The 25,902-nt window shown below is 67.2% G+C and carries 24 protein-coding genes, 1 tRNA gene and 1 riboswitch; of the genes, 19 read left to right on the forward strand and 6 right to left on the reverse strand.

Annotated features, from left to right (window positions below; translation table 11 throughout):
• Positions 1-265: 265 nt before the first annotated feature.
• Positions 266-886 (reverse strand): response regulator transcription factor, encoded by a 621-nt coding sequence (locus Q8K49_RS06150; RefSeq protein ID WP_305304853.1) that lies wholly within the window; start codon positions 884-886, stop codon positions 266-268.
• Positions 883-2,376: a sensor histidine kinase gene (locus Q8K49_RS06155; protein ID WP_305304854.1), complete on the reverse strand. Its 1,494-nt coding sequence runs from the start codon at positions 2,374-2,376 to the stop codon at positions 883-885. Before Q8K49_RS06155 ends, Q8K49_RS06150 begins: the two co-directional genes overlap by 4 nt.
• Positions 2,377-2,530: 154 nt before the next feature.
• Between Q8K49_RS06155 and Q8K49_RS06160 the strand changes: the two genes are divergently transcribed.
• From Q8K49_RS06160 to Q8K49_RS06235, 16 genes are all read left to right on the forward strand, one after another.
• Positions 2,531-3,061 (forward strand): response regulator, encoded by a 531-nt coding sequence (locus Q8K49_RS06160; RefSeq protein WP_305304856.1) that lies wholly within the window; start codon positions 2,531-2,533, stop codon positions 3,059-3,061.
• Positions 3,062-3,303: 242 nt separating this feature from the next.
• Positions 3,304-5,232, forward strand: coding sequence for a methyl-accepting chemotaxis protein (locus Q8K49_RS06165; RefSeq protein ID WP_305304857.1), 1,929 nt, complete (start codon positions 3,304-3,306; stop codon positions 5,230-5,232).
• Entirely contained in the window at positions 5,232-5,516 is a 285-nt protein-coding gene (locus tag Q8K49_RS06170; protein WP_305304858.1) for an STAS domain-containing protein, read from the forward strand. The genes Q8K49_RS06165 and Q8K49_RS06170 overlap by 1 nt, the downstream gene beginning before the upstream one ends.
• Positions 5,513-5,878: a response regulator gene (locus Q8K49_RS06175; RefSeq protein WP_305304859.1), complete on the forward strand. Its 366-nt coding sequence runs from the start codon at positions 5,513-5,515 to the stop codon at positions 5,876-5,878. Before Q8K49_RS06170 ends, Q8K49_RS06175 begins: the two co-directional genes overlap by 4 nt.
• A 13-nt stretch (positions 5,879-5,891) precedes the next feature.
• A complete protein-coding gene (locus tag Q8K49_RS06180) occupies positions 5,892-8,105 on the forward strand; it encodes a chemotaxis protein CheA (protein ID WP_305305163.1) in 2,214 nt (737 codons plus the stop codon).
• A gap of 2 nt (positions 8,106-8,107) precedes the next feature.
• Positions 8,108-8,575, forward strand: a complete 468-nt coding sequence (locus Q8K49_RS06185) for a chemotaxis protein CheW (protein ID WP_305304861.1) — start codon at positions 8,108-8,110, stop codon at positions 8,573-8,575.
• Entirely contained in the window at positions 8,572-9,447 is an 876-nt protein-coding gene (locus Q8K49_RS06190; RefSeq protein ID WP_305304863.1) for a protein-glutamate O-methyltransferase CheR, read from the forward strand. The genes Q8K49_RS06185 and Q8K49_RS06190 overlap by 4 nt, the downstream gene beginning before the upstream one ends.
• A complete protein-coding gene (locus tag Q8K49_RS06195) occupies positions 9,444-10,493 on the forward strand; it encodes a chemotaxis response regulator protein-glutamate methylesterase (RefSeq protein WP_305304864.1) in 1,050 nt (349 codons plus the stop codon). The genes Q8K49_RS06190 and Q8K49_RS06195 overlap by 4 nt, the downstream gene beginning before the upstream one ends.
• 10 nt (positions 10,494-10,503) lie before the next feature.
• A complete protein-coding gene (locus tag Q8K49_RS06200; protein WP_305304866.1) occupies positions 10,504-10,893 on the forward strand; it encodes a response regulator in 390 nt (129 codons plus the stop codon).
• The gene (locus Q8K49_RS06205; protein ID WP_305304868.1) at positions 10,890-11,435 is read left to right on the forward strand and encodes a chemotaxis protein CheD; all 546 of its coding nucleotides are present in this window, start codon (positions 10,890-10,892) and stop codon (positions 11,433-11,435) included. The genes Q8K49_RS06200 and Q8K49_RS06205 overlap by 4 nt, the downstream gene beginning before the upstream one ends.
• A complete protein-coding gene (locus Q8K49_RS06210; protein ID WP_305304870.1) occupies positions 11,435-11,785 on the forward strand; it encodes a hypothetical protein in 351 nt (116 codons plus the stop codon). Before Q8K49_RS06205 ends, Q8K49_RS06210 begins: the two co-directional genes overlap by 1 nt.
• A gap of 4 nt (positions 11,786-11,789) precedes the next feature.
• Positions 11,790-12,392 carry a response regulator gene (locus Q8K49_RS06215; protein WP_305304871.1) on the forward strand — a complete coding sequence of 201 codons (603 nt, stop codon included), beginning with the start codon at positions 11,790-11,792 and terminating at the stop codon, positions 12,390-12,392.
• The gene (locus Q8K49_RS06220; RefSeq protein ID WP_305304873.1) at positions 12,389-12,841 is read left to right on the forward strand and encodes a chemotaxis protein CheE; all 453 of its coding nucleotides are present in this window, start codon (positions 12,389-12,391) and stop codon (positions 12,839-12,841) included. Before Q8K49_RS06215 ends, Q8K49_RS06220 begins: the two co-directional genes overlap by 4 nt.
• 86 nt (positions 12,842-12,927) lie before the next feature.
• Positions 12,928-14,772, forward strand: a complete 1,845-nt coding sequence (locus Q8K49_RS06225; RefSeq protein ID WP_305304874.1) for an ATP-binding protein — start codon at positions 12,928-12,930, stop codon at positions 14,770-14,772.
• 322 nt (positions 14,773-15,094) lie between these two features.
• Complete coding sequence (locus Q8K49_RS06230) at positions 15,095-15,451, forward strand: DUF1003 domain-containing protein (RefSeq protein ID WP_305304876.1); 357 nt, start codon at positions 15,095-15,097, stop codon at positions 15,449-15,451.
• Between the two features lie 78 nt (positions 15,452-15,529).
• Positions 15,530-15,664, forward strand: coding sequence for a hypothetical protein (locus Q8K49_RS06235; RefSeq protein WP_305304878.1), 135 nt, complete (start codon positions 15,530-15,532; stop codon positions 15,662-15,664).
• Positions 15,665-15,683: 19 nt separating this feature from the next.
• Here Q8K49_RS06235 and mprF read toward each other — a convergent pair whose 3' ends face one another.
• Positions 15,684-18,248, reverse strand: coding sequence for a bifunctional lysylphosphatidylglycerol flippase/synthetase MprF (gene mprF / locus Q8K49_RS06240; RefSeq protein WP_305304879.1), 2,565 nt, complete (start codon positions 18,246-18,248; stop codon positions 15,684-15,686).
• Positions 18,249-18,409: 161 nt separating this feature from the next.
• Between mprF and Q8K49_RS06245 the strand changes: the two genes are divergently transcribed.
• Complete coding sequence (locus Q8K49_RS06245) at positions 18,410-19,384, forward strand: alpha/beta fold hydrolase (RefSeq protein WP_305304880.1); 975 nt, start codon at positions 18,410-18,412, stop codon at positions 19,382-19,384.
• 282 nt (positions 19,385-19,666) lie between these two features.
• Here the strand turns inward: Q8K49_RS06245 and Q8K49_RS06250 are convergent.
• Positions 19,667-19,743, reverse strand: a tRNA-Arg gene (locus tag Q8K49_RS06250).
• 187 nt (positions 19,744-19,930) lie between these two features.
• On the opposite strand from Q8K49_RS06250, the gene Q8K49_RS06255 reads away from it, so the two are divergent.
• A complete protein-coding gene (locus Q8K49_RS06255) occupies positions 19,931-21,736 on the forward strand; it encodes a gamma-glutamyltransferase family protein (protein WP_305304881.1) in 1,806 nt (601 codons plus the stop codon).
• An 83-nt stretch (positions 21,737-21,819) separates the two neighbouring features.
• On the opposite strand, the gene Q8K49_RS06260 is transcribed toward Q8K49_RS06255, so the two are convergent.
• Together Q8K49_RS06260 and Q8K49_RS06265 are read right to left on the reverse strand one after the other, a co-directional pair.
• Positions 21,820-22,611 (reverse strand): lipid A-modifier LpxR family protein, encoded by a 792-nt coding sequence (locus Q8K49_RS06260; protein WP_370867736.1) that lies wholly within the window; start codon positions 22,609-22,611, stop codon positions 21,820-21,822.
• Positions 22,612-22,849: 238 nt separating this feature from the next.
• Positions 22,850-24,799: a ribonucleoside-diphosphate reductase subunit alpha gene (locus Q8K49_RS06265; protein WP_370867745.1), complete on the reverse strand. Its 1,950-nt coding sequence runs from the start codon at positions 24,797-24,799 to the stop codon at positions 22,850-22,852.
• A 213-nt stretch (positions 24,800-25,012) separates the two neighbouring features.
• Here Q8K49_RS06265 and Q8K49_RS06270 point away from each other — a divergent pair, with 213 nt between their 5' ends.
• Entirely contained in the window at positions 25,013-25,795 is a 783-nt protein-coding gene (locus Q8K49_RS06270) for a phosphatase PAP2 family protein (protein ID WP_305304883.1), read from the forward strand.
• A riboswitch (yybP-ykoY riboswitch) is annotated at positions 25,775-25,878 on the forward strand. Its footprint overlaps the gene before it by 21 nt.
• Positions 25,879-25,902: the final 24 nt, after the last annotated feature.

Here is a 25,902-nt window from a genome sequence, read left to right on the forward strand (position 1 = left end):
CGGTTAAGCCTGGACGCGGTCAGATCCGCGCGAGTCGCCCTGGCGCAAGGCGGGGCAATCCGGGCAAGCCACAAAGTGGTCGCTGATCTCCAGCCAGGCCGGAGGCCGATCGTTTAGTTCCCTCGAATGGTGGTCAAGGGATCACAGGCACAGGCGCACAAATGGTTTAACGCCGCGGTCGGCAGGACGACCGGGGCGGGCCTATGCCGAGCGCCTGCGGCTCTCGCCGCCATGGTTTTGGACAAACCGAGCCGCGCCGTGTGGGTCAGGATCGCCTCTGAACGGATCGCGCGAACAGGCTCATCTGGACCAGAGCCGAAAGACTGCCGACCTCGGTTTTGGCCATGACCTTGGCCCGGAAGACCTCCACCGTCCGCGGGCTGATCTTCAGGCGGCGCGCGATTTCCTTGTTGGAAAGGCCTTCTACCAGGTGGTCGAAGACCTGGAGTTCTCTGGGTGTCAGCAGTTCAATTTTTCGCAATGCCCGAGAGCGTGCCTCCAGGATCGTTCCCGTGGAGCCAAGGTGGTTGAGACAACCCTTGACGGTTTCAATCAGCCGCTGCGGATCAAACGGCTTTTCGATGAAATCGATCGCGCCGGATCGCATCAGGCTGACGGCGATGGGAACGTCGGCATGCGCCGTGATCACGATGATGGCCCAGGAAGTTCCGCGCAGTTCCGTCAGTCTCTGCACCACCTCGGCGCCATTGATGCCCGGCATGCGCAGGTCGGTGATAACGCAGGCCACGGCGTCGTCGGGCAGGCGGTCGAAGAAGTCTTGGCCGCTGGTGAAGGCGCGGACCCTCACGCCCTCCTTGCGAAGCAAAAGCACGATCGCGTCGCGAACGGACGGGTCGTCGTCGATGACGAAGACGGAAGGGCTCATGTCGGCCCTTCGAGACCTGCCCGCTCAAGGGTGAACCTAACGGCCGCCCCGCCCAGGTCTTCGCTGCGGCCCGTCATCAGGACGCCGCCTTGCCGTTCGATCAAGGACCGCGTCAGTGAGAGACCCAGGCCCAGACCGCCGACGTCGTTGCCCGCCCCAGGCCAGGCGCCCGCAACCCCGTTGTCGAGGCCGAAACCGGGACCGCTGTCCTCAATCCGTATTTCGAAGACAGCGGTCGTCAGAGGGCGGCCGTTGATCGTAACATCCCGATGCACTTGGCCCGAGACCGCTTCAACGGCGTTCCGCACCAGGTTCACGATGATTTGCTGAACCTGGCTTCCATCGACGAGCACTGTGTCGCTATCAGTGTCAACCGAGATCCGAAGGGTCACCCCGGCGCCGCGACACAGCGGTTCCAGGATCCCGTTCAGGTCACCGATCATGGCGCTCACGCGTTCGGGTCGCCGGTTGCCGGAGCCCGGGGCCAGCAGGTCGTGCAGCTTGTCTATGATCTGACCGGCCCGGAGGATCTGATGCTTGGCCAGGCCGAGAGTCCGGTTCGCGCTGTCGCCCAAGGGGCCGGCCCGGTCCATGTCGATCTGGCTGGCATGCATATAGGTCGCGGCGGCGGTCAAGGGTTGACTGAGCTCGTGGGCCAGGGTGGCTGCCATCAGGCCCAGCGAATTCAGCCTCCAGATACGATACATCTGGTCGGTCGCCTTTCGCGAACTGTTGGCCGTGTCCCCGTGTTGTTCGGCGTCCGAGAGATGCAGGATGGAGCGGACCGCCCCGTTGCGAGTCACCGTCATTGAGGCGATATCGAGAGGGAACACATGGCCGGTGCTCCGTCGCCCGAGCCAGCGATTGGGGGTCGCCGGAACGGAACCGTGTCCCTGCGGTACGAAATGATCGACCAGGGCGGCGAAAGGGCGTCCGTCGGCGGCGTTCGGCTCGATGCCAAACATGCGGCTTGCCGACGCGGTTATCGAAACCACCGCGCCCCGGTTGTCCAGCATCACGACCGGCGACACGCTGAGGACGGTGTCGAGGATTCCGTCCCCCGGGCCCGGCGCGACGAAGGGTGGCTCCAGGAGAGTCTTGTAACGCCTACGGGCCTGGGAGCTCAGGATGCCTGCCACGACCAGCAGGAGAGCGTTGACCAGGGTATCACTCGTCGATTCCAGCGGTATCATGAACAGGTCCGCGATCACGGCCGACCCTATACCCAGGGCCGATAGCAGCCGGTCCATCGACAGGGCCGGCATGACCGCCACGGGGATCAGCGACAGCGACAGGATTCCGCCGCCCTTCTCGAGGAGCAGATGGATCACAAGCGAGCCGATGACGGCCGTAAGCGGAAGACCCACGCTGAGGAGGTCCCGGTTCAGGAGCCTGGGCGTTGTAAGCGCGAACGACATACTCAAAATCAAACTATCTTCAGTCGGTGCAGCACTGTGGAGGGGGACGCGTCTGGCGCTACGATAAGACACCCGGGCCGCGGCGCGGAAGCACGCGATTCTGTCGGATTTCCGGCATTAGGGCCATCGTAGCATTGTAAGCAGGTACGGTAAATTGCGTATGCCGCCAGTCAGCAAGCCTTGGCGAAGTTAACGCCAGTCTCTGCTTCCAAGACGGGGGGCGAGCGTGCTGCGGCCGAATATAATCCTGGTCGTCGATGACTCCGCGACCGTCCGCGCGCTTTTGACGGCGGTCCTCAGCGCTGTCGGGCACGACGTGGTCGCGGTGGACGGGGTGCGGGCCGGATTGCGCAAGTTGCGAACCTTGCGCCCGGCGCTCATTCTGACCGACTATGCCATGCCGAAACTGGACGGGCATGCGTTCGTCCGGCTGGTCCGGCGCGACCCAAGGCTGAGCGGAGTGCCGGTCATTGTGGTGTCGAGCCAAACCGCAGACGAGAAGCGGCATAACATGTCGCAGGCCGGCGCGGACGGCTGGCTGGCGAAGCCTGTAGATCTGACCGCCTTGCTCGAGACCGTCGAGCGCGAGCTCGCTCGCACCGCGCCCCGTCCGCGTCGCCGCCTCCCGGTCGACCGGGGCATCCGCTGGCGTCCCCCGCTGACCTCCTTGGCGCATCGACTGACTCTGTACGTATTTCTGCTTACCGGCCTGTTTACCAAGAACGGCGGTTCGGTGGTGATCTTGGAGCAACTCTGAGGAGGGGCGGGACGATGACACGTTGGATAACAATGGACGGGTTTGGCCAAAGTGGGGTGCCGCATCTGATCCGACGAGCGCCGGCATCCCTCTCGCCCGGCCGGCGTCCTGGGGGAGCCGCACCGCAGGGGAACCGCGTCCGTCGGCCGATCATCGTCCTGACCGCCCCCTGAGGCGGCCAACCCTATCCGATCACCATCCGGGCCCGTATCGCGGTTCGGTCCAAGAATAAGGATTTCCCAGTGAAGCTCAGCAACGTAAAAATCTCTCACAAGCTGACGGGGGCGTTCGCGTTGGTCCTGGCGGTGATCGGCGCCTTGGGGGGCGCGGTCCTGATTCAGATCGACACGCTGATGACGACCGACGAGGCGGTCAGCCGCGGCCATCGGACGCTGGAAACGCTCAGTGATATCCAACGCTCGGTCGATCGCCAGGAAAGCAACACGCGCGCCTATGTGACGGTTCAGAACCCCGACTACCTGACCAATATCGAACGGTACGCCAAGGAGTTTGACGAGCAGTTGGGGACGCTTCGCCGTGAACTTGAAGGCATTCCGGGCGCGGACGGGCGGATCGACAGGCTGCAAGAGGCCGTCAACGCGTATCGCGCCGAGATCGTCGAGAAGGAGACGCGCCTGGCGAGCGACCCGGCGACGCTCGGCCAAGCCGTCGCCATCATCCGCTCGGGCGCCGCGGCGCGCTACATGGGCGCGGTGAACACCGCCTTCGCTGATATCCGCGAGCGCCAGGTCGCCCGGATTGAAACCGCCGACAAGTCCCAGGAGGCGGCCTTCGAGACGGCGCGCATCGCCTTGGGCGTGGGCGTGGTGGCGGCCTTGCTGGTTTCGGTATTGTCCGGCTGGGTGCTGACGCGAGCCTTGAGCACGCCGATCGCCCTCATGATCGGTTACATGCGCCGTGTCATGGCGGGCGAAACGGCCTTCGAAATCCCCTGCGCCGCCCGCAAGGACGAGTTCGGCCAGATGGGTCTGGCCATGATCGCCTTCCGCGACGCCGCAATCGAGAAATCGCGGCTGGAAGGTGAGGGGGTGGCCCAGCGCGCCGCCGCCGAGGCCGAGCGGACTCGCAACCAGGGCGTCACCGATGCCGCCGCGCGGGAGCAGGCGATCGTCGTCCAGGCGCTCGGCGAAGGATTGGATCACCTGACGCGGGGGGATCTGACCTACAGCCTGAACCAGCCCTTCCCCGGGGACTATCAAAAGCTGAAGGACGATTTCAACGCCGCCATCGGTCAGCTGAAGGAGGCCATGTCGGTGGTGGTGACCAATGTCTCGGCCATCCGCTCCGGCTCGGGCGAGATCAGTCAGGCGGCCGATGATCTGTCGCGGCGTACCGAACAGCAGGCCGCCAGTCTGGAAGAAACTGCCGCCGCCCTGGACGAGATCACGGCCACGGTGAACCGGACGGCCGCCGGCGCCCGTCAGGCGTCAGAAACTGTTCAGGCCGCCAAGGGCGACGCCGAAACGAGCGGCAATGTCGTTCGCGAGGCGGTCAGCGCCATGGGCGCGATCGAGAAGTCGGCCCAGGAGATCAGCCAGATCATCGGCGTGATCGACGAGATCGCCTTCCAGACCAATCTGCTGGCGTTGAACGCAGGCGTTGAAGCGGCCCGAGCCGGCGACGCTGGCCGAGGCTTCGCGGTCGTCGCCTCCGAGGTCCGGGCCCTGGCCCAGCGCTCGGCCGAAGCGGCCAAGGAAATCAAGGTCTTGATCTCGGCCTCGACGGCCCAGGTCAACTCAGGCGTTAACCTGGTCGGTCAGACCGGCGAGGCCCTGCAACGCATCGTCGGACGCGTGGCCGAAATCGACGGCCTGGTGTCCGAAATCGCCGCTTCGGCCCAGGAACAGGCCACGGGCCTCCAGCAGGTCAATACCGCCGTCAACCAGATGGACCAGGTGACCCAGCAAAACGCCGCCATGGTCGAGGAATCCACAGCCGCCAGCCATTCGCTGTCGCAGGAGGCCGAGACACTGGCCGCCTCGATGTCGCGGTTCCGCATCGGTGAGTCCGCCCCGACCGCGCGCGCCGCCCCGCGTCCCGCGTCGCGACCGGTTTCTCAAACCGTCACCGCGATGAAGACCACCGGCCGCGGCGGCGCGGCCCGCAGATACGAACCCGTCGCCTCGGAAGACGGGTGGGAAGAGTTCTGATGAGCGGCGTCATGAAACTGCCGAGTGTGCTGGACATCCAGCAGGCTGAACCGCTGCGGGCCCAGCTGCTGACGCTGCGCGGAAGTCCGGTCACCCTGGACGCGTCGGAAGTTGAGCGGCTCGGGGGGTTGTGCCTTCAGGTCCTGATCTCGGCGCAACAGACCTGGGCCAGCGACGGGCAGATCCTGGCCATCGATCAGGTTTCCGAAGAGTTCGCCGCACAGTGGAACGCGTTCGGTGCGTCCGATCTCCGACAGGCGGCCGATCAGGGGGGCCAGGCGTGACCAAGACGATTCTGACGATCGACGATTCCCGCACCATGCGCGACATGTTGATGCTGGCCCTCGTCGATGCGGGTTACAGGGTGATCCAGGCCGTCGACGGCATCGACGGTCTGGAAACGCTGGCGGCCGAGGGCGCCGATGTGGTCATCACGGACATCAACATGCCGCGGCTCGATGGTTTTGGCTTCATTGAAGGGATGCGGGCCGATCCGGCCAATCGTGCGATCCCGATTCTGGTCCTGACCACCGAGAGCGACTCCGCCAAGAAGCAGCGGGCCCGTGACGCCGGAGCCACCGGCTGGATCGTCAAGCCGTTCGACCCGGTCAAGCTGGTGGACGCTGTCCGGCGGGTGGCGGCCTGATCCGATGAGTGACGTGGACCCGTTCGAAGCCATCAAGGTCGTCTTCTTCCAGGAGTGCGACGAACTGCTGGGCGATCTGGAGACCGGCCTGCTGGCCATCGAGACTGGTGACGCCGATTCCGAAACGGTCAACGCGGTGTTCCGCGCCGTTCATTCGGTCAAGGGCGGCGCCGGTGCGTTCGGCCTGGATGCCCTGGTGCGGTTCGCCCATGTGTTCGAGACTCTGCTCGACGAGATCCGTTCAGGCCGCAAGCCTTGCGACGATGTGACTGTGAAGACGTTGCTGCGCGCGTCCGACGTCCTGGCCGACCATATCGCGGCGGCCCGGGGGCAGAGGGCTCCGGTCGACGATGCCCGCTCGGCGGGCCTGGTCGCCGAACTGGAGGCCTTAACTCACGGCGAGGCGAACCCCGGTCATCCCGCACCTGTCGCGTCGGAACCCGTCACCGCGGAACCGCCGGCGGAGCCTGACGAGTTCGGCTTCCGTCCAGTGGTTTTCGATCTGTCCGCCCTGGAAGGTCCCTCGTCGCCGGAGCCGTCATCCAAATCCTGGCGCGTCGTTTTCCGCCCGCACGGCCGGCTGTACGCCAACGCCAACGAGACCGGCCTGCTGTTACGCGAGTTGGGGCGCCTCGGGCCTCTCTCGGTCGAGCTGGACGCCTCGGCTTTACCGGATCTCGACGATCTGGTCGCCGAGGACGGCTATCTGACCTGGACAGTCGAGCTGGAAAGCTCGGCCGGGCGAGACGCCATCCGCGACGTGTTCGACTTCGTGGATGCCGATTGCGATCTGGCGATTTCGCCGACGGCGGCGGTCGATGTCCGGGCGGCGCCCGAGCCTGACGCGCCTGAATTCGACATAGCCGCCCTGCTTGCCCGGGCCGGTTCCGCGGTCGAAGCGTCAGAGCCGGAGCCAGAACCCGTCGCCGCCCCGGTCACTCCGGTCGCCGCCCCCGCCGTCGTGGCCTTCGCCGCCGCCGCGCCGGTGGCGCCCCCGCCGGGAGCCGCCGCGCCGGCGCAACCGCCCGCCGCGACCATCCGCGTCGACCTCGACCGCGTCGACCGGCTGATCAACGTCGTGGGTGAACTCGTCATCCAGCAGGCCATGCTCGCCCAGCGGGTGGTCGAGAGCGGCCTGGCCAGGTCGTCGGGCATATCGGTCGGGCTCGAAGACCTGGAACTGTTGACGCGCGAGATCCAGGACAGCGTCATGGCCATCCGCGCCCAGCCGGTGAAGTCGGTGTTCCAGCGGATGCCGCGCCTGGTCCGCGAAGTCGGCGAGATGACCGGCAAGCGCGTCCGCCTGGTGACCGCCGGCGAGGACACCGAGGTCGACAAGACCGTGGTCGAACGCCTGGCCGAACCCATCACCCACATGCTGCGCAACGCCATCGACCACGGGCTGGAAGGCCCGGAGGATCGCCTCGCCGCCGGCAAGCCGGCCGAGGGCACGGTCCGCCTGGTCGCCCTGCACCGTTCAGGCCGGATCGTGATCGAGATCAGCGACGACGGGCGCGGCATCAACCGCGACCGAGTGAAGGGGATCGCCGCCGCCAGGGGCCTGATCGCCGAGGACGCGGTGCTGACCGACGAAGAGATCGACAACCTGATCTTCCTGCCCGGTTTCTCGACCGCCGAAGCAATCTCGGACGTCTCGGGCCGCGGCGTGGGCATGGACGTGGTGCGCCGGTCCATCCAGGCGCTGGGCGGACGCATCACCATCGCCTCGAACCCGGGCAAGGGCTCGACCTTCACCCTCAGCCTGCCGCTGACGCTGGCAGTGCTGGACGGGATGGTGGTCACCGCCGCCGACCAGACCCTGGTCGCGCCGTTAACGGCCATCGTCGAGAGCCTGACCCCCCGCGCCCAGGACGTCCACCACGTCGGCGGCCACGATGCAGTGATCCGCTTCCGCGATGAGTTCGTGCCCCTGATCGACGTGGCCATGACAATGGGCTTCCGCGATACGCCGGTGCCGTCGGCTACCGGCGTCGCCGTGGTCATCGAGACCGAGGCCGGCGTCCGGGCCGCCCTGTTGTTCGACGCTATTCAGGGTCAGCGCCAGGTGGTCATCAAGAGCCTCGAGACCAACTACCAGCAGGTCGAGGGCGTCGCCGCCGCGACGATCCTGGGTGACGGCCGTGTCGCCCTGATCCTTGACGTCGACGCCATCGTCGCCAACGCCCGCCGCAAGTCGGCGCGTCCTGATTTCAAACTCGCGAGCTGATCATGACCGAACATTTCTCGACCCCGGCCTCCACCTCGCGCGAACTGATCGCCTTCCGCATCGGCGACCAGGAGTTTTGCGTGGACATCATGGCCGTGCGCGAGATTCGCGGCTGGACCCCGGCCACGCCCCTGCCGCGCGCGCCCGGCTTCATGAAGGGGGTGATCAACCTGCGCGGCGCGGTGTTGCCGATCATCGACCTGGGAGTCCGCTTCGGGCTGAAAACCTCCGAACCGACCGCACGTCACGTCATCATGGTGGCGCATATCGGCGGACGGATGGTCGGCCTGCTGGTCGATGCGGTGTCCGACATCATCCAACTGAACGACGAGCAGGTCCAGCCGACCCCGGACGTCGCCAGCGACCACGTCAAGACATTCGTCAAGGGCATTTTCGCCCTGGAGGGGCGGATGATCAGTCTGATCGAACTGGACCGGATTGTCCCTGATATCGAGGCGGAAGCCGCATGATGGCGCTGACCACCGCCGGGCGCGAGACGCTGGTCGAAGGCGAGTTCGTCTTCACCGCCGAGGATTTCCGACAAATCGCGCAGATACTGCACGGCCATGCCGGCATAGCCCTGAACGAGGGCAAGGCCGCCCTGGTCTATTCGCGGCTGGCCAAGCGGCTGCGGACGCTGGGACTGCGCAGCTTCCGGGACTATTGCGCTCTGATCCAGGGTGCGGACGGGGTGGACGAGCGCCAGGCGATGACCGCCGCCCTGACCACCAATGTCACCCGCTTCTTTCGCGAACCGCACCATTTCGATCACCTTCGCGACCAGGTGATGCCTGACCTGATTCAGCGCGCTCGAGCCGGCAAGCCGGTCCGGTTGTGGTCGGCCGCCTGTTCCAACGGTCAGGAACCCTATTCCATGGCCATGACCGTGCTGTCGGTCTTGCCGGAGGCTGCGGATCTGGATGTGCGGATCCTGGCCACCGACATCGATCCCAACATGGTCGCCGAGGGGATCGCCGGCGTCTATTCCGAGGAGGCGCTGGAGGCCGCGCCCGCCCTGTTGCGCCACCGCTTTTTCGACAAGGCCCCGGCCCACGGCGTCAACAAGCTGAGCGCCAACGAGACCTTGCGTCGGCTCGTGTCGTTCAAGGAGCTGAACCTGATCGGCGACTGGCCGATGCGGCAGCGGTACGACGTCATCTTCTGTCGCAACGTGGTGATCTATTTCGACGACGCGACCCAGGAGCGGGTGTGGAGCCGGTTCACGCCGCTGATGACCCCGGGCGCGACCCTGTACATCGGTCATTCGGAACGGGTCAGCGGTCCGGCTGTGCGCCAGCTACAGACCAGCGGTCTGACGACCTACCGCCTGGGGGCCGCATGACCGCCCCCAACAAGGTCACGGTCCTGATCGTGGACGACTCGCCCACGATGCGCGGCCTGATCACCGCCGCGCTGCGCCGCGATCCCGAGATCGAGGTGGTCGGCACCGCCGCCGACCCGCTGGAGGCCCGCGAAGCCATCAAGCGTCTGAACCCTGACGTCATCACGCTCGATATCGAGATGCCCAACATGAACGGGCTGGAATTCCTCGAAAAGATCATGCGCCTGCGGCCGATGCCCGTCGTGATGGTCTCGACCCTGACCCAGGCCGGCGCCGAGGTCACCCTGGCGGCGCTGGAGATGGGCGCTCTGGATGCGGTGGGAAAACCCTCGGCCGGCGTCACGGCCATGGAGGCCTTCGCCGACCTGAACGAAAGGGTGAAGGTCGCCGCCCGCTCCCGCGTCCGCGCGCGCACGCCGACAGAGCCGACCCGGCCGCGCGAGGGTTATCGGGCGGGCAGGGACCACGTTCTGGCGATCGGCGCCTCCACCGGCGGCGTCGAGGCCCTGGTGTCGATCCTGTCGGCGTTTCCGGCCGACTGCCCGGCCACGGTCATCACCCAGCATATGCCGGCGACCTTCACCCGCAGCTTCGCGGCGCGGCTGGACCGGGTCTCGGCGGCGAGCGTGCAGGAGGCGACGGACGGCGCGCCGCTGACGCCGGGATGCGTTTATCTGGCGCCGGGCGGGGCGGCGCACCTGGAGGTGACGGGCGCGACCCCTCGATGCCGGTTGGTCCCGTCGGATCTGGTCAGCGGCCATCGGCCCTCGGTCGATGTCCTGTTCAGTTCCGTCGCCCGCCTGGGGCGGCCAATGACGGGTGTGATCCTGACCGGAATGGGTCGGGACGGGGCGCTGGGCCTGCTGGAGATGCGCCGCGCCGGCGCCCGCACCCTGGGTCAGGACGAGGCCAGCTGTGTCGTCTACGGCATGCCCCGGGTCGCCTTCGAGACCGGCGCCGTGGAGCGCCAGGCCCCGCTCAGCCGTATGCCTTCCGCCATCCTGGATCTGTGCGCCGCCCCGGGCGTCGCCGGAACCGTGATCTGAGGACCATTCGATGCCCGCCGCCGCCGCCATTCACACCCTGATCGTCGATGACCAGGCGTCCATGCGCGCCCTGATCCGCACCAGCCTGCAACAACTGGGCTTTCGCGAGTTCCGGGAGGCCGGCGACGGAGAGGCGGGTCTGCGCTCCATGGTCGGCCAGCCGGCGCACTTGATCATCTCGGATTTCAACATGCCCTTGCTCGACGGGCTGGGCCTGCTGCGGGCGGTGCGGGCGCATCCGCCGATCGCCGGCTGCGCCTTCATCATGCTGACCGGGCGGGCCGACAAGGAGCTGGTCCAGCGCGCGGTCCAGTTCGGGGTCAACAACTACCTGGTCAAGCCCTTCACCGTCGCGCAGCTGAAGGACAAGGTCGAGGGCGTATTCGGGGCGCTGACGTGACTGTGACCCCCGCCGAGAGCCAGCGTATCCATGTGGGCCAAGGCGAGCATTTCGTCACCGCCGACCCCGACGTCATGCTGACCACCATTCTGGGCAGCTGCGTCGCCATGTGTCTGCGCGATCCGGAAACGGGCGTCGGGGGCATGAACCATTTCCTGCTGCCCGAAGGAGCGGGGTCCGGCACCGATGCCGGCCGGCGCTACGGCGCTTATGCGATGGAAGTGCTGATCAACGACTGCCTGAAGGCGGGCGCGCGACGCGATTTGCTTGAAGCCAAGCTGTTTGGCGGGGGCCGGATGTTCGACTCCCTCAAGGACGTGGGTCTGGCCAACGCCGACTTCGCAGAACGCTTCCTGCGCGATGAGGGCATCACCGTCGTCGGCGGCAGCCTGCGCGGCCGGGGCGGTCGCCGCGTCCAATACTGGCCAACCAGCGGCCGGGCCCTGCAGCGGGCCGTGACCGATCAGCATGTGCCGACCCCCGCCCAACGCCCGGCTCGGCCGGCGCCGATCGTCGATGCCGGCGCCCTGGAGCTGTTCTGATGGAGCCGACCCAGACCATGGCGGTCTTCGCCGCCTTTTCGGCGGAGCTCGAGAGCCTCGGCGGGGGAGTCGAGGGCCTCGCCGGGCTGGTTGCGGGCTATGCGCGTCATGCTTCGGCCGAGACTCGTCCGGAAGTATTGGTCCAGGCCCAGGCCCTGGACGAGTTGACCCAGAGGTTGGATGCCCTCAGCGCCCTCGCCGTCGCGCTGGCACGCGGCGAATCGATTGAGGCAGGGCTCGACCGGATGCCGCTGGCCGACCTGGCGAACCGCATACGCGGCATCGTGCTGCGGTCCAGGCCGGAGAACCGAAGCCGGGCGGTGGCCGGTGACCTGATGCTGTTCGATTAAGCCGATGGCCCGCGCATCCCGACCGCATGATCGCGTCAATCTGGAGCACACCTCGGTGTTGCTGGTCGATGACAATCCCCAAGCCCTCGATCTCCTGAGCTCGATCTGTCAGGGCTTCGGCGTCAAGGAGCAGATCCGTTGCGGCTCGGCCATCGAGGCGGCCGAGATCATCAAGCGGCGCACGGTCGATCTGATCATGGTCGATTGCGCCATGCCCGAGATGGACGGCTATGATTTCGCACGTTGGCTACGGCGCGAGACCCCGGCTCCGGTTTGCGCAACGCCCCTGATCATGCTGACAGGCCACGCGGCCTTGTCGAAGATTCATTCGAGTCGGGATTGCGGCGCCAGCTTCGTCGTCACCAAGCCGCTGACCCCGGGGGTCCTGCTGCAGCGCATCCTGTGGCTGGCGTCCGACGAGCGCGAGTTCATCCAGTCGGCCGACTACGTCGGGCCGGACCGTCGCCAACGCAACCTCGGCCCGCCGCTGGACTCGCCCGGCCGTCGCGCCGGCGACCTGTCCGCTCATGTCGGCGATGCCCACGACCCGAACATGGATCAGTCGGACATCGACCTGCTGATCAAACCCCGGAGAGTGGCCCTGTGACCGAAGTCAAGATTTCCAGGTTCAGGAGCGGTCTTGCGCGTCAACTCGCCCAGCCCGGCGGGTGCTCCGTCCAGGAGGCCGTTCGTCGTGCGGACGCCGGTGTTGAGGCCCGACGCGAGGACGCCATGCTGGAGATGTCCGCCGTAGTCGGCCGGCTGGACGTCCTGTGTCGAGACCGGTCCGTCACCGACGAAGCCAAAGTCTATGACCTGGCCACCGCCTTGGTCGATGTCGCCGGTCTGCTGGACACGGGAGCCTTTTACCGAACGGCCTACAGCCTTTGCGAAGTCGCGGACCGGATGACCATCCGGGGGCGGTGGGACTGGCAGTCGGTGGAGGTGCACGTGAGCGCGCTGCGTCTGCTGTTGTCGCAGGGACCGATCAGCGAGGCCGTCGCAACAACCCTTCTGTCCAACCTGGCGGCGGTTAACGACCACCACCGTCCCTAGCGCGGTCAACGACCCCTACCGTCCCGGGCTCTGCCCTTCTTCCCGGAGGTCGCCACGGTTCCCCGTTCCTTGATCCCGAGCATTCGATGGCTTTCCGTATTCCTGCCTTGCGTTCCCTGTTCGACGGGGCGGCCTCACTCGGGGCGGCCTCCCTCGGGGCGCGCACGCTCGTCCTGCGCCTGGCTGCGACCACTCTTGTGATCCTGAGCCTCGGTGCTGTCTCGGCGGGGGCCTATGGGCTCTGGGTTATCGAGGAGAGCATGCGGGACGACCGGCATGCTATCGAGATCCACAAGGCCGTCAGGGACGCCCACCAGGCGGCGATGGATCAGGCGGACGTCGTGCGTGCGCTCCGCCATGGCGGGGATCAGCCGCTCGAAGCCTCGCTGCGGGCGAAAGCCCGGCTTTTCGAGGCGCGGGTTGACTCTCTTGCCGGCATGACCCGTGCCGATCCCGCCCAAAACGCTCGGGTCAAGGCGTTGAAACAAGCCGAGCGGGCGATGCGCCTCCAACTTGCGGCGCAACCGTTCGACGCGCGCGCCGTCGAGCGCAGGACGCTCGATCTTCAGGCCCGGGTTCAGGCCATGACCGAGGCGGAAGAGCGGGCCGCCACGGCCCGTCACGTCCGGCGAAGTCAGGCTTTCATGCTGGTGCGGACGGTCGGCGCGGCGGCGGGCGCGCTGATCTTGATATTCGGTTGTCTGATCGGCGCCTTGACGCTGGGGCGGCTGGTTCGCGCCGAACGCGCGGCGCGAAGCATGGCGGAGTTGAAGTCCCGCGCCCTGTCGGTGGCCAGCCATGAGATTCGGACTCCCTTGAACGGGATGCTCGGCATGGCGCAAGCCATGGCCATGGGACCGCTCCAGCCAGAGCAACGTGAGCGACTGGATGTTCTGCTGGAGTCTGGAGAGGCGCTCCTGGTGCTTCTGAATGATCTGCTGGACACGTCCAAGATCGAGGCGGGGCGGCTGGACCTGGTGGCTGAGCCCTTCGATCTCCACAAGGTCCTTAACCGCGTGGAACAGACGTTCGCGCCCGCCGCCGCCGCCAAGGGCGTCAAGTTGACCACCTTCATCGATCCGGCGGCGGCGCCCGTGTGGGTGGGCGACGGCGTCCGCCTCGGCCAGATATGCACCAATCTGGTCTCGAACGCCGTCAAGTTCACGCACGCCGGTCGCGTCGAAATTCTGGTTGATCAGCCGGAGGACGGCGGCCTGCGCATTGCCGTGCGCGACACCGGGATGGGAATGTCCGCCGAAACGGTCGAGGGCCTTTTCAGGCCGTTCGGCCAGGCCGATGCGAAGATCAGTCACCGGTTCGGCGGCACCGGTCTGGGCTTGACGATATCGCGATCCCTGGCGCGCCTGATGTCCGGCGACCTGATCGTGGAGAGTCGGCGCGGCAAAGGCAGCGCGTTCACCCTGACGCTGCCGCTCGCGCCCGCCGGGGCCATGAGGCCCGAAATCGCGACGCCCGAGCCCGACGAGGTTTCTCTGTCCAGCCTGAGAATTCTCGCCGCGGATGACAACGCCGTCAATCGCCAGGTGCTGCAGGCGGTGCTGGACTCACTGGGCATCGATTCGACGATCGTGGATGGCGGCGCCGCGGCGGTCGACGCCTTCCGGTGCGGCGCGTTCGATGCGGTCATTCTGGACCTTCGCATGCCGGACTGCGACGGCCTGCAGGCCGCGGCGATGATGCGGAGGAACAAGGAGAGTCTGGGCGTGGTTCCCACCCCGATCGTGCTCCTGTCCGGGGATGTCTCCGACGAGGTGCGGCGTGAGGGCAGATTGCATGGCATCGAGCATTTCGTAGCCAAACCTCTGGAGATCAGCGTCCTGATCGATGTTCTGTCGAAGATCGAGCTCCATGCGGTCGGCGTCATCCCAAACCCGGAGACCACCGTTCAGGACGGCGCGCTTCGCTTTTGAGTCGCGGAGGGCGCTTCTGGATTCTTGCGTCGGGAGGCCAAGGGCGGGTGCCGTCGATCTCCGCCTTCTTGATCCGTTCGTTCAGCGTATGCGCCGAGCAGCCGATCACCGAAAGGAACCGCTTCCGGCCGTCCGCGACGCTCTCGACGAACCGGCCCCCTTTTCAACCGACCGGGTGAGTCCCCATCGCGAACTCGAACCGGGCGGTTTGACATCCATGAGGCATACGTCCCTGTTTGAGCGCCTTGATGGTCGAGGGGCGGCCAGGCGACCGCACGGATCCTCGAGTCGCTTCGCCCCAATCCGCCGGAGACCTTCGCCCGTGACGGAAACGCCCCACTCCGATCTGACCCAGGCCGCCAAGCATTGGTTCGGCCGGACACCGGAGGCCTTGACGGAGCGGGAACGCCGGGTGCTTCACCGGGCCGCGGCCCGCCAAACCGTGGCGCGTGATCCCAATGCGACCTTCGACGACGGTCTGACCTTCGGGCAAAGGATGGCCGATCGGGTCGCCAGCTTCGGCGGCTCCTGGGCCATCAGTTTCGGCGTGTTTCTGGTGATGTGGACCGGGACCAATATCCCGCTCGCCAGATCGGCCTTCGACGCCTACCCCTTCATCTTTCTGAACCTGCTTCTGTCGATGCTCGCGGCCGATCCAGGCCCCGGTCATCCTGATTAGCCAGAACCGTCAGGCCGCCAAGGACCGGCTGGATGCGGCCCACGACTATGAGGTCAACCTAAGGCCGAGATCGAGATCATGGCCCTGCACGAGAAGCTGGACCAGATGCGCACCCGGGAGATGGAGGAGTTGCTGGCCAGGCAGAAGGAGCAGATCGCGCTTCTGACCCGGGTGTTGGAGGCCCATGCGGATCGGGCCGATACGCCAACCTGATCATGGGCGCTTCGCGCCTTCATCGCAGTGCGCCGAGAAGGCCGCCGCTCGACAGCAAGGCGGCGTCGGCCAGCGCGGGCCCCAGCATCCAGCCGGTCGGCGCGGCGATATAAAGGGAATCCCAGCGGGGACCGAACTTCTGCTTGAAGGCCCGCAACCCTTCGAAGCCGTAGAGGCCGCCCCCCTCGGCATAGACGAATTGGCCCAGGCGGGTGGCGGTCGAGGACAGACGATGGGCGTCCAGGCCCGACAGCGGCGCCATGCCGAGATCGAAGGCCGCATAGCCTTCGCTTCGTCCCCAGGCGATCAGATGAAGGAACAACAGGTCCATGCTATTTTTGGGCGCATCCGAGCCATAGCGCATCAGGTCGATCGACAGTACGCGCCGGTCTGGCGTGGTCCAGAGATTGGCGAAGGCGACGATCCGGCCCTGCTGGCGCAGCACGGCGGTCGGAAAGCGCCTCAGGTAGGCGGGGTCGAAACGGCCCAGACTGAAGCCCTTCTCGACCCCGTGGTGATGAGCCAACCAGGCGTCTGAAATCTCGCGCAGCCGTCCGGCGATGGTGTCGAACCCTTCCGACGGCACGATGTCGAACGTCACCCCGTCCCGCCCGCCACGATTGAGCACATGACGAAGGGCGGCCCGGTCGCTGCCTTCGAGAGTGAAGCGGTCCAGTTCGACGATCGCGGACTCGCCGATCTTGGTCGCGACCAGGCCGCAATCCACGAAGTCGCCCAGACTCTCGCGCCGGACCGAATAGAAGACCGGTCGCGCGCCATTACGGTCGCATAGATCCCTGAAGGCCCAGATGGCGGCGTTGCGGTCCTCGCGAGGCCCTACCGGCTCTCCCATGGCGATCCAGACGAGCCCCCGCTGACCATACTGGACGAAGCTGCCTCCGGGTGTGAACATCAGGGCCTTATCGCCCAGGAAGGCCAGTTGGGCTTCGGGCGTGGCGTCCTCCGCGGTCGCCAGGACGTGCGCGGCGCGCTCCAATTCCGCTTCGCCGGCGAGGCGTTGAGCGGCCTGGGTGGGCCGCGTGAACCGCCAGGCGAGCAACAGCAGGGTCAGGGCCCCGGCGCCCACGGCGGCGCGTAGGAACCGCGGCGCGTTTTGCTGGACCAGAAAGGTCCACCATAGCGAGTCCTGATAGGCGACGTCCTCGTAGGCGAACAGGCCGAGACCGCCGGCGGCGATCAGGACGGCGATGATGGCGGCGACGCCGCCGGGCGAAAGCGCGGCGGTGCGAAGGTCGGCCTGGCGATGAAAGGCGGGACGGCTGACGGCCAGGAGGAGCGCAACCCCCGCCAGGAACACCGCTTCCTGGACCCCCAGCCCCTTCAGAAGGCACAGCACGGCTGCGGCGACCAAGGTCAGCAAGCCTCCCCACCAGGCGCGGCGAAGGCGGTTGGCCAGGCCGAATGAGAGAAAGAGCAGGAGGACTCCGGCCAGGCTGGCGACGAAGTGCGAAAGATCGACAAGGCCCGGCGGGACCAGGGCGTTCAGCAGGCTCAGCCGCCGCGCCGCATCGGGCGTGGCGGCGGATAGCAGGGTGACCACCCCGGCCGCGAACGTCAGCAAGGCGAAAGTCGGCGGCGCGATCTCGCGCCAGACCGCCTCCCCGATTTCAGACGTGCGCTTCGTCACATGGGCGCGGGCGCCCAGCCAGGCCGTCAACACTCCGGCCGCGATCAGCGGCCCGATCACATAGATCAGACGATACAGGATCAAGGCGCCGGCGACCTCGGCCGTCCCCAGACGGGGTCCCAGGACGGCGATCATGACGGCGTCGAACGGGCCGATCCCGCCGGGCAGCCCGCTTGCGGCGCCGAGCAGGCCCGCGATCGCGAACACCGGCAGAAAATGCAGCAGACTGGGCGAACCGGCGCCGGGGAGCAGTACATAAAAGAGCGTCGCTGCCGCCGTCCATTCGGCCGCGCTGGCCGCGACGACCGCCAGGCGGGTCTGGCGTGTCGGCAGAAACGGCTTCAACCATCCGAATCGCGGCGCCAGAAGATAGGTGGCGAGCGCCTTGAGGCCGAAGGCGCCGACGAGCAGCCCCACCCAGTGGGGCAGGTGCGCTTCGGTCACGATATCGACCAGAGCTCCGGCCGCCCCGAGCCCCAGGAGCGCCAGTCCGCCGATCAGTCCCACCCCTGCCGCCATGGCGCTGAGCACGGCTATATCGCTCCCGGACAGTCCCTGGTCCTGATAGGCCCTGAAGCGCACCCCGCCGGCGACCGCCAGACCGGGCGGGCCGACATTGGCGAGCGCGAAGGCGAGGACCGAGGTGATGCGAGTGCGGCGCCAGTCGCCGTTATGACCAAGCGAGCGCAGGGCAAGTCCGTCGAAGGTCGATGCGGCCAGAAGGCTCGCGATCAGGGCCAGCAGGCCGAGACCGAGCGCGGAAAGCGGCGTCGACGCCGCGGCAGTTTCCACCTGCGCCCAACTGACCTTGCGCAGTTCCACGCTGACGGCGATCGCCGCGGCGATGAAGATCGCCACGCCGACAAGCGGTCCGATCCATCGCACCAGGGGATGACGCCTGGCGGAGTCCGCCGGCGCTGCGGGCGCTTCGATCATGGCTTGTGTCCTTCGGCAGTGTGGACTCGTCCGGCGCGACGCGCGACCGTTGGCGACATTGGAGGCGAGGTCAAACCATCTCCCGCTCTGCTCAACAGAATCCGGCACGCCCCGGGGACCTGCCACTCCGTTCGCGGTGGACGCGATCGCCCGCGGACATCGTGCGCAGCCTGGCCGCGCGCGCTGTCAAACGCCCCGCCACCTCCCCTCCACGATCACCTTCGGGCGAGGCTCGCCTGACGCGTCTGCCCATCAATGGCGAACCCCAATGGCTGCTGATCCGGGGAGAGCCCCGCGACGCGCCCGTCATATTGTTTCTGCATGGCGGGCCGGGCATGCCGTCGATGTATCTGTCGCGCCTGTGGGCCGGCGGCCTGGAACGCGAGGCGTTGCTCGTGCAGTGGGACCGTTATGGAGCGGGCAAGTCCTGGGTCTGGCAGCGCGAGGCCGGGCGGTTGCGCACCAGCCGGGAGGTCGATGACGCGATCGCCCTGATCACCCATCTGCAGGCGACCTGTCGCACCGGCCCGGTGATCGTGCTCGGCCATTCTTACGGGGCCTATCTCGCCGTCGCTCTCGCCCGGCGCCGTCCCGACCTGGTGCGCGCGCTGATCGCCGTCAGTCCCATGACGGTGTCGCACGCGGCTGAACTCGTGCACCAGGACGTCTGGTTGCGCGGCCGCGCGGAAGCCGCGGCGGATCGGCGGCTTCTCGCGCGCCTGGACGACGCGCGTGAGTGGGATCGCGGGCCTGATGTGTTCCGATACGGCGGTGGTGTGGTCGGCCTCGCCTCGCCCTTCACCTTGGGAGCCCTGGCGCTGGAGGCTCCCGAATACAGTCTGATGGATCTATTTCGGCTGGCGTCCGGAATCCGCGACGCCCATCGTCATTTCGTCATGGACGGACCGGCGCTGCCTCTCATGGACAACGCCGTCCATTTCGGGATGCCTGTCCATGTGGTCATCGGCGCCCAGGATCGCATCACGTCGATCGACACCGTCCGTCCATGGTTCGACGCCTTGCAGGCGCCTGAAAAGACATGGACCGTCCTGGATCACAGCGCGCACCTGCCCTTCATCGAGGAGCCCGACCAGTTCGCCACGATCATAAGGGGCCTCGTCGTTCAGGCGGCCTGACCCGGCAGCACTCGATATGCATCGGGTTTACGTTGCAGCGCCTCCCGGCAGCGGACCTTCCGAACCGCAGCTTTGAATCAGAAGCAGTCGAAGTCTGGAGCAACTGTCGGACGGGCGTTTGAGCGTAAGCGCAATAGCGCACGTCGAGAGCTCCCGACTCGTTTCCGTGTAATAACTGAGCCAATTCAGCGGGAAGGCGGGCGCAGGTTGGGCGAGTTACAGCCCGGCGTCAAAACACAGCCAAGCGTTACACTAGCCATCTATCTGATTGCATGAGGAAAATGGCGCGCCCGGAACGATTCGAACGTCCGACCCTCAGATTCGTAGTCTGATGCTCTATCCAGCTGAGCTACGGGCGCGCTTGGCCGCGAACGGCGAGGGCGGGTATCTAGCGGAGGCGGGGGCGGGGGGCAAGGGCTGTGCGGCGGGTTTTCGGTGTTCCTTTCCGGCCGCGCAGGGAAGGGCCGGAGGGACGGGGGGTTCCGTTCGGGCGGACCGCGGGCCAAGGTGCGCCGCCCTCCCGAATCCGCCTCCAGTGAGTCCGCCATGATCGCCTTCCCGCCCCGGCCCCTGCGGGCCGTTACGGCCGCCGTCATTGCGGCGTCGATGGCGCTGGCGGGTTGCGCGGGCGGAGAGCCCGGGCCTTGGGCGCAGTCCGGACCCGCGGCGCCCCTCCCGGCGCCCGTCCCGGCGCCCACGGCGGTCCAGGCTCCGATGGCGCGCGGCCCCTTCGTGGCGGCGGCCAATCCGCTGGCGGTCGAGGCCGGGCTGAAGGTCTTGCGCGAGGGCGGTTCGGCGGTCGATGCGGCCGTGGCCGTGCAAGCGGTTCTGGGTCTGGTCGAGCCGCAGTCCTCGGGTCTCGGCGGGGGCGCCTTCATGATGGTGTTCGACGCCCGGACCGGCGAGGTCACCAGCTATGACGGACGCGAAACCGCGCCGGCGGCGGCGACGCCCGAGCTGTTCCTTGAGAACGGACGCTCCCTTGGGATCGGCGACGCCATCCTGAGTGGGCGGTCGACCGGCTCCCCCGGGGCGGTGGCCATGCTGGCCATGGCGCAGGAGGCGCATGGCCGGCTGCCGTGGAGCGCCCTGTTCGGCGAGGCGGAACGGCTGGCGCGCGACGGCTTTGTGGTCAGCCCACGGCTGGCGGGCTTCATCGCCGCCACGCGGGGGCAGGCGCGGACGCGTTGGGCCAATGCCTATTTCACCCGGGCCGACGGCGAGCGATACGTCGCAGGCGACGTGCTGCGCAACGCCGACTATGCCGACACCGTGGCCGAGCTGGCGACGGGCGGGGCCGAGGGCTTCTACCGCGGCCGGATCGCACGCGAGATCGCCGCCACGGTGGCGGAGGAACCGCGGCCGGGGGCGCTGACGGCCCAGGACATCGCCGCCTATCAGCCGATCGAGCGCGGGGCCCTGTGCCGGCCCTACCGGATCTATGTGATTTGCGTGCCGCCGCCGCCGTCCAGCGGCGTGGCGGTGCTGCAGCTGCTGGCCATGGCCGAGCGGACGCCCGACATTGCCCTGGGTCCCGACAGCGCCGAGGCCTGGACCGCCTTCGCCCAGCTACAGCGGCTGATGTACGCCGATCGCGACCGGTACGTCGGCGACCCCGGCTTTGTTCGTGTGCCGGTGCAGGGGCTGCTGGACCCGGGGTATACGGGAGCGCGCGCGGCCCTGGCGCCTGGCTTGACCGGGGCGGCCGAGGCGGGGACGCCGCCGGGCGGAATGCTGGCCGGGCCGGACGCCACGAACGAGCCGGCGGGAACCTCGCATTTCGTCATCGTCGACGCCGAGGGCAATGCGGTCAGCATGACCACCACGGTCGAGAGCGTGTTCGGCTCGGGCCGGATGGCGGCGGGCTTCTTCCTCAACAATGAGCTGACCGACTTCTCGTTCGCCCCGACACGGCCGGACGGCGCGCCTGTGGCCAACGCCGTGGCGGCGGGCAAGCGTCCGCGCTCGTCGATGGCGCCCATTCTCATCCTTGATCGCCAAGGGCGGCTGGTCGGAGCCCTGGGCTCGCCGGGCGGGTCCTCGATCCTGGCCTATAACGCCCGGGCGCTGATCGCGGTGCTGGACTGGGGACTGCCCGTCCAGACGGCGTTCAACCTGCCCAATCTGGTGGCGCGGGGCGACGGGTTCGGCGCGGATACCGAGCGGTTTTCCGAGGCCTTGCGGGCGGGGCTGACGGCGCGCGGCGTGACCTTGCGGCCCAACGACAGCGAAACTTCGGGCTTGCATGGCGGAATATGGCGTCAGGGTCCGGACGGCTGGGCCTGGGACGGAGGGGCGGACAATCGTCGGGAGGGCGTGGCCCGCGTGGAGGCAGTAGGCAGTAGGCAATAGGGCTCAGGGGGCTTGGAGATCAGCCGCAGTCTGGCTCTCACCTACTGCCTACTGCCTACTGCCTGATCCCTGAAACCTAATCCCTATTCGGGTTTGATCGACAGCTGAAAAGCGATGACGCCTTCGGAGACGTCGGTATCGATGCCATGTCCGGCGCGCAGGCCTTCGACGCCGATCTCGCGGTAGATCAGTCCGAACGAGCTCTGGACCGCGCCGCGCCGCATGGCCACGCCGAGGGAGGCGTCGCCCATGAACACACCCTTGTCCTGGCTTATGCCCGAGCGGTCGTAGTCGCCGTCGCGGTTGCGGGCCCAGTTGTAGCCGACCGCCCGCCCCGAACCGGCCGCATACAGATACCAGCGCGGCCGCTGGCCGAACGCCTCTTCGCCGTCGGGCACCAGGTGGTCGAGGTCCGGTCCGATACGCAGGGTCGCCCCGGCCTCGGTCGTGCCGCCCCGCGAGCCGACGCCGACGCCGACATGGGGCGTCAGGGTTACGTCGAGGCCCGACGCCGTCTGGCCGAGGATCTCGGTCCAGCCGCGAGTATAGGTCAGGTCGTAATGTGCGGCCTCATAGGCCGCCGGATCGAGCGGTCCGGGCGGCAGGGGCGATCCATCGACCCGACGCACGGGCCCCTCGGTGCGTAGCCGCAGCCGATCGTCGAAAGCGCTGTTCTCGAACCAGACGTCGCGGCTGGAAGCGACCCAGGGCGAGGTGCGATCGCGGGCAGGGGAGTAGCCGGTCCAGCCGTCGTCGGGGCCGAAATCGGCGCGGTCCGCGGCGGCGAAGCGGGACTCGCGGTCGAGCCGGGTCAGCAGGTCGGAGACCGTGGTGGGGCGTTCGGGGGTGACAATCCAGGCGTTGGACAAGGCCACCTGCGGTGCGCGGGACCCGGGTGGCGATTGAACAGCGAACGCCGGGGCCGCACAGGCCACAGTCGCCAACACTCCGAACGCAACAACCGTCATACGCATCAACGGTCCTCCCGATCCGTTAACGAGTGCAACCCTGCACGATGCGGGGCGAACCACCAACAGACTTCTGCTCACGCGGACGAACGTCGGCCATATACCGAGGTTGCGCGGTCACGGCGCGGTTAACGTCGTGGACGCTTTACTGACAGGCCAGGCACTCGTCATAGTCGGTGCGGGCGGCGCTGAAGAGATCCGGCTGATTGGGGTCGATCTCGGCCTCAACCTTGTTTTCCGCGCCCGCGAAAGCGGCGCGCTGAACCGATTTCGAGCGCAGATAGTAGAGCGACTTCACCCCCCGCTCCCACGCCGACCAGTGCAGCATGTGCAGGTCCCATTTGTTGACGTCGCCCGGGATGAACAGGTTGATCGACTGGGCCTGGCAGATTTCCGGGGCCCGATCTGCCGACAGTTCGACGATCCAGCGCTGGTCCAGCTCGAAGGCGGTTTTGAAGATCGACTTCTCGTCGTCGGTCAGGCCTTCAAGATGCTGGACCGAGCCCTCGTGCTCGAGGATCGAGGACCAGACCTCGGTGGTGTCGATGCCCTTCTCGCCCAGCAGCCGCTCCAGATAGGGGTTCTTGACCGCGAACGAACCCGACAGGGTCTTGTGGGTATAGATGTTGGCCGGGATCGGCTCGATGCCGGCGCTGGTGCCACCGCAGATGATCGAGATCGAAGCGGTCGGGGCGATGGCCAGCTTGTGGCTGAAGCGCTCCAGCACGCCGCGCTCGGCGGCGTCCTCGCAGGCGCCCTTCTCTTCGGCCAGCAGGCGGCTGGCCTTGTCGGCCTCGCGGCGCAGATGTTTGAACAGCCGCATGTTCCACGACTTGGCCATGGCGCTCTCAAAGGCCACGCCCTGCGCTTGCAGGAAGCTGTGGAAGCCCATCAGGCCCAGACCCACCGAACGCTCGCGCTTGGCGGAGTAAACCGCCGCGGCCATCGCCGGCGGGGCGCGGCGAATGAAATCCTCCAGTACATTGTCGAGGAAACGCATCACATCCTCGATGAAGCGGGGTTCCTCGCGCCACTCCAGGAACATCTCGGCGTTGACCGAGGACAGGCAGCAGACGGCGGTCCGGTCGACGCCCAGGTGGTCTCGGCCGGTGTGCAGGGTGATCTCGCTGCACAGGTTCGACTGTTTCACCGACAGGCCCAGGTCGCGCTGATGTTCCGGCATCTGGCGGTTCACCGTGTCCGAGAAGATCAGATAGGGCTCGCCGGTCTGCAGGCGGATCTCGAGGATTTTCTGCCACAGGGCGCGGGCATCGACGGTCTTCACCACCGCCTTGTCCTTGGGCGACAGCAGGTCGAAGGTCCGGCCGTCGCGGACCGCCTCCATGAAGGCGTCCGAGATGTTGATGCCGTGGTGAAGGTTCAGGGACTTGCGGTTGAAGTCTCCCGAGGGTTTGCGGATCTCGAGGAACTCCTCGATTTCGGGGTGGTGGACGTCGAGGTAGACGGCGGCCGACCCGCGGCGCAGCGAGCCCTGGCTGATCGCCAGCGTCAGGGAGTCCATCACGCGGATAAAGGGGATGATGCCCGAGGTTTGGCCCGCGCCCTTGACCTTCTCGCCGATCGACCGGACGCCGCCCCAATAGGTGCCGATGCCGCCGCCGTTCGAGGCCAGCGAGACATTTTCGTTCCAGACCGACTGGATGCCGTCCAGACTGTCGGACACCGCGTTCAGGAAACAGCTGATCGGCAGGCCGCGGTCGGCGCCGCCATTCGACAGCACCGGCGTCGAGGGCATGAACCACAGCCTGGACATATAGTCATAGACGCGCTGGGCGTGGCCGGGATTGTCCCGCTCGTCGTCGGCATAGGCCGTGGCGACGCGGGCGAACATGTCCTGATAGCTCTCGCCGGCGAGCAGGTAGCGATCCTCCAGCGTCTTCTTGCCGAAGTCGGTCAGCAGGTCGTCACGGGTCCGGTCAAGCTGAAGCGAGCGCACCACGGAGAGATGGGGACGCGCAGCCGTATCGCCTCCCGCAACCGGCTGGAATTCCACTGTCTTCAACGCTTCGCCGCCGGCCATAATGCTGTCGCCCTTGAACTGGATCGATGCGGAGCCCCACGTCGCCAACCACATCATCTTGTGGTCGGAGACGTTCCCCACGCCCAGATATGGGGCGCAGATGGCTAACCAACCGTCAACGGGGTTGACGATCACTTTCTGCCCGAATCGCTCTCAAGGCGGTGGATGAGCCTGTGGACGGGCCGCGACGCGGGCGTGACAGGAGACTCCCTTGGGCATCACGAACGCGTGAGTGGAACGTCCCACAAGCGGGACCGTTAGCGACCGATGACATCAACCCGGACCGTCTCATTTTTTCGGCGCGCCTGGCATATTGCCCGAACTGAAATCGTCGCGCTCAGCGCCCTGTTCGTGGTGGCCGCGGGGATCATGATCTTTGTCGATCTGGCCGCCGACATGGCCGAGGCCGATAGCCGGGCCTTCGACCAGGCGGTGCTGCTGGCGCTGCGGCCGGGCGGGTCCGCCGACGGCTGGGGTCCCAGATGGCTCGAGACCGCCGCGCTTGACCTGACGTCGCTGGGCGGGATTTCGGTCCTCGGCCTGTTCGGCGTCATCGTGGTGCTGTTCCTGATTCTGCAGCGCAAACACCTTTCGGCCCTGCTGCTGGTGCTGGGTCTGGCCGGCGGGGTGGCGCTGAGCGAGGGACTGAAGGCGGTGTTCGAGCGCGACCGGCCTCCGGCGGCGTATCAGGCCGTGGAGACCATCAACGCCAGCTTCCCCTCGGGCCACGCCCTGCTGTCGGCGGTCTTCTATCTGAGCATAGGCGTCATGCTGACCCGGGCGTTCCCGCGGCGCCGGTTCAAGGCCTATGTGCTGGGCGTCGCCCTGCTGCTGACCCTGATCGTGGGCCTGACCCGGATCTATCTGGCGGCGCACTGGGCCAGCGACGTCCTGGCCGGCTGGAGCGTGGGGGCGGCCTGGGCCATGGCCCTGTGGCTGGTCGCCTATGCGGTTCAGCGCCGCCAGGCCGGTCGCGCCGGCGGCCCGCACGACGAGACCTTGCCCGACGACCCCATCGGCGATACAGACCCGCCCGTCATCGGGGAGTAGCCGCCCGCGCCGATCAGCGGGGTTCGCGTCAACACACTTCCTCTCGCCCGGAGAGGATGGCGCGGAAAGGTCCTTGTGGCCCTATGTCACGCACGCAGTGCGCGGCG

The organism is Brevundimonas sp. (genome assembly GCF_030682035.1).
GTDB lineage: Bacteria > Pseudomonadota > Alphaproteobacteria > Caulobacterales > Caulobacteraceae > Brevundimonas.

Excerpts from the sequence above, each read along its gene's own strand:
- Q8K49_RS06225 (WP_305304874.1), top strand. The coding sequence starts at position 12,928 with ATGGCTTTCCGTATTCCTGCCTTGCGTTCCCTGTTCGACGGGGCGGCC.
- Q8K49_RS06210 (WP_305304870.1), top strand. The coding sequence starts at position 11,435 with ATGGAGCCGACCCAGACCATGGCGGTCTTCGCCGCCTTTTCGGCGGAG.
- Q8K49_RS06235 (WP_305304878.1), top strand. The coding sequence starts at position 15,530 with ATGGCCCTGCACGAGAAGCTGGACCAGATGCGCACCCGGGAGATGGAG.
- Q8K49_RS06255 (WP_305304881.1), top strand. The coding sequence starts at position 19,931 with ATGATCGCCTTCCCGCCCCGGCCCCTGCGGGCCGTTACGGCCGCCGTC.
- Q8K49_RS06150 (WP_305304853.1), bottom strand. The coding sequence starts at position 886 with ATGAGCCCTTCCGTCTTCGTCATCGACGACGACCCGTCCGTTCGCGAC.
- Q8K49_RS06170 (WP_305304858.1), top strand. The coding sequence starts at position 5,232 with ATGAGCGGCGTCATGAAACTGCCGAGTGTGCTGGACATCCAGCAGGCT.
- Q8K49_RS06265 (WP_370867745.1), bottom strand. The coding sequence starts at position 24,799 with ATGTGGTTGGCGACGTGGGGCTCCGCATCGATCCAGTTCAAGGGCGAC.
- Q8K49_RS06200 (WP_305304866.1), top strand. The coding sequence starts at position 10,504 with ATGCCCGCCGCCGCCGCCATTCACACCCTGATCGTCGATGACCAGGCG.
- Q8K49_RS06190 (WP_305304863.1), top strand. The coding sequence starts at position 8,572 with ATGATGGCGCTGACCACCGCCGGGCGCGAGACGCTGGTCGAAGGCGAG.
- Q8K49_RS06270 (WP_305304883.1), top strand. The coding sequence starts at position 25,013 with ATGACATCAACCCGGACCGTCTCATTTTTTCGGCGCGCCTGGCATATT.
- Q8K49_RS06215 (WP_305304871.1), top strand. The coding sequence starts at position 11,790 with ATGGCCCGCGCATCCCGACCGCATGATCGCGTCAATCTGGAGCACACC.
- Q8K49_RS06185 (WP_305304861.1), top strand. The coding sequence starts at position 8,108 with ATGACCGAACATTTCTCGACCCCGGCCTCCACCTCGCGCGAACTGATC.
- mprF (WP_305304879.1), bottom strand. The coding sequence starts at position 18,248 with ATGATCGAAGCGCCCGCAGCGCCGGCGGACTCCGCCAGGCGTCATCCC.
- Q8K49_RS06195 (WP_305304864.1), top strand. The coding sequence starts at position 9,444 with ATGACCGCCCCCAACAAGGTCACGGTCCTGATCGTGGACGACTCGCCC.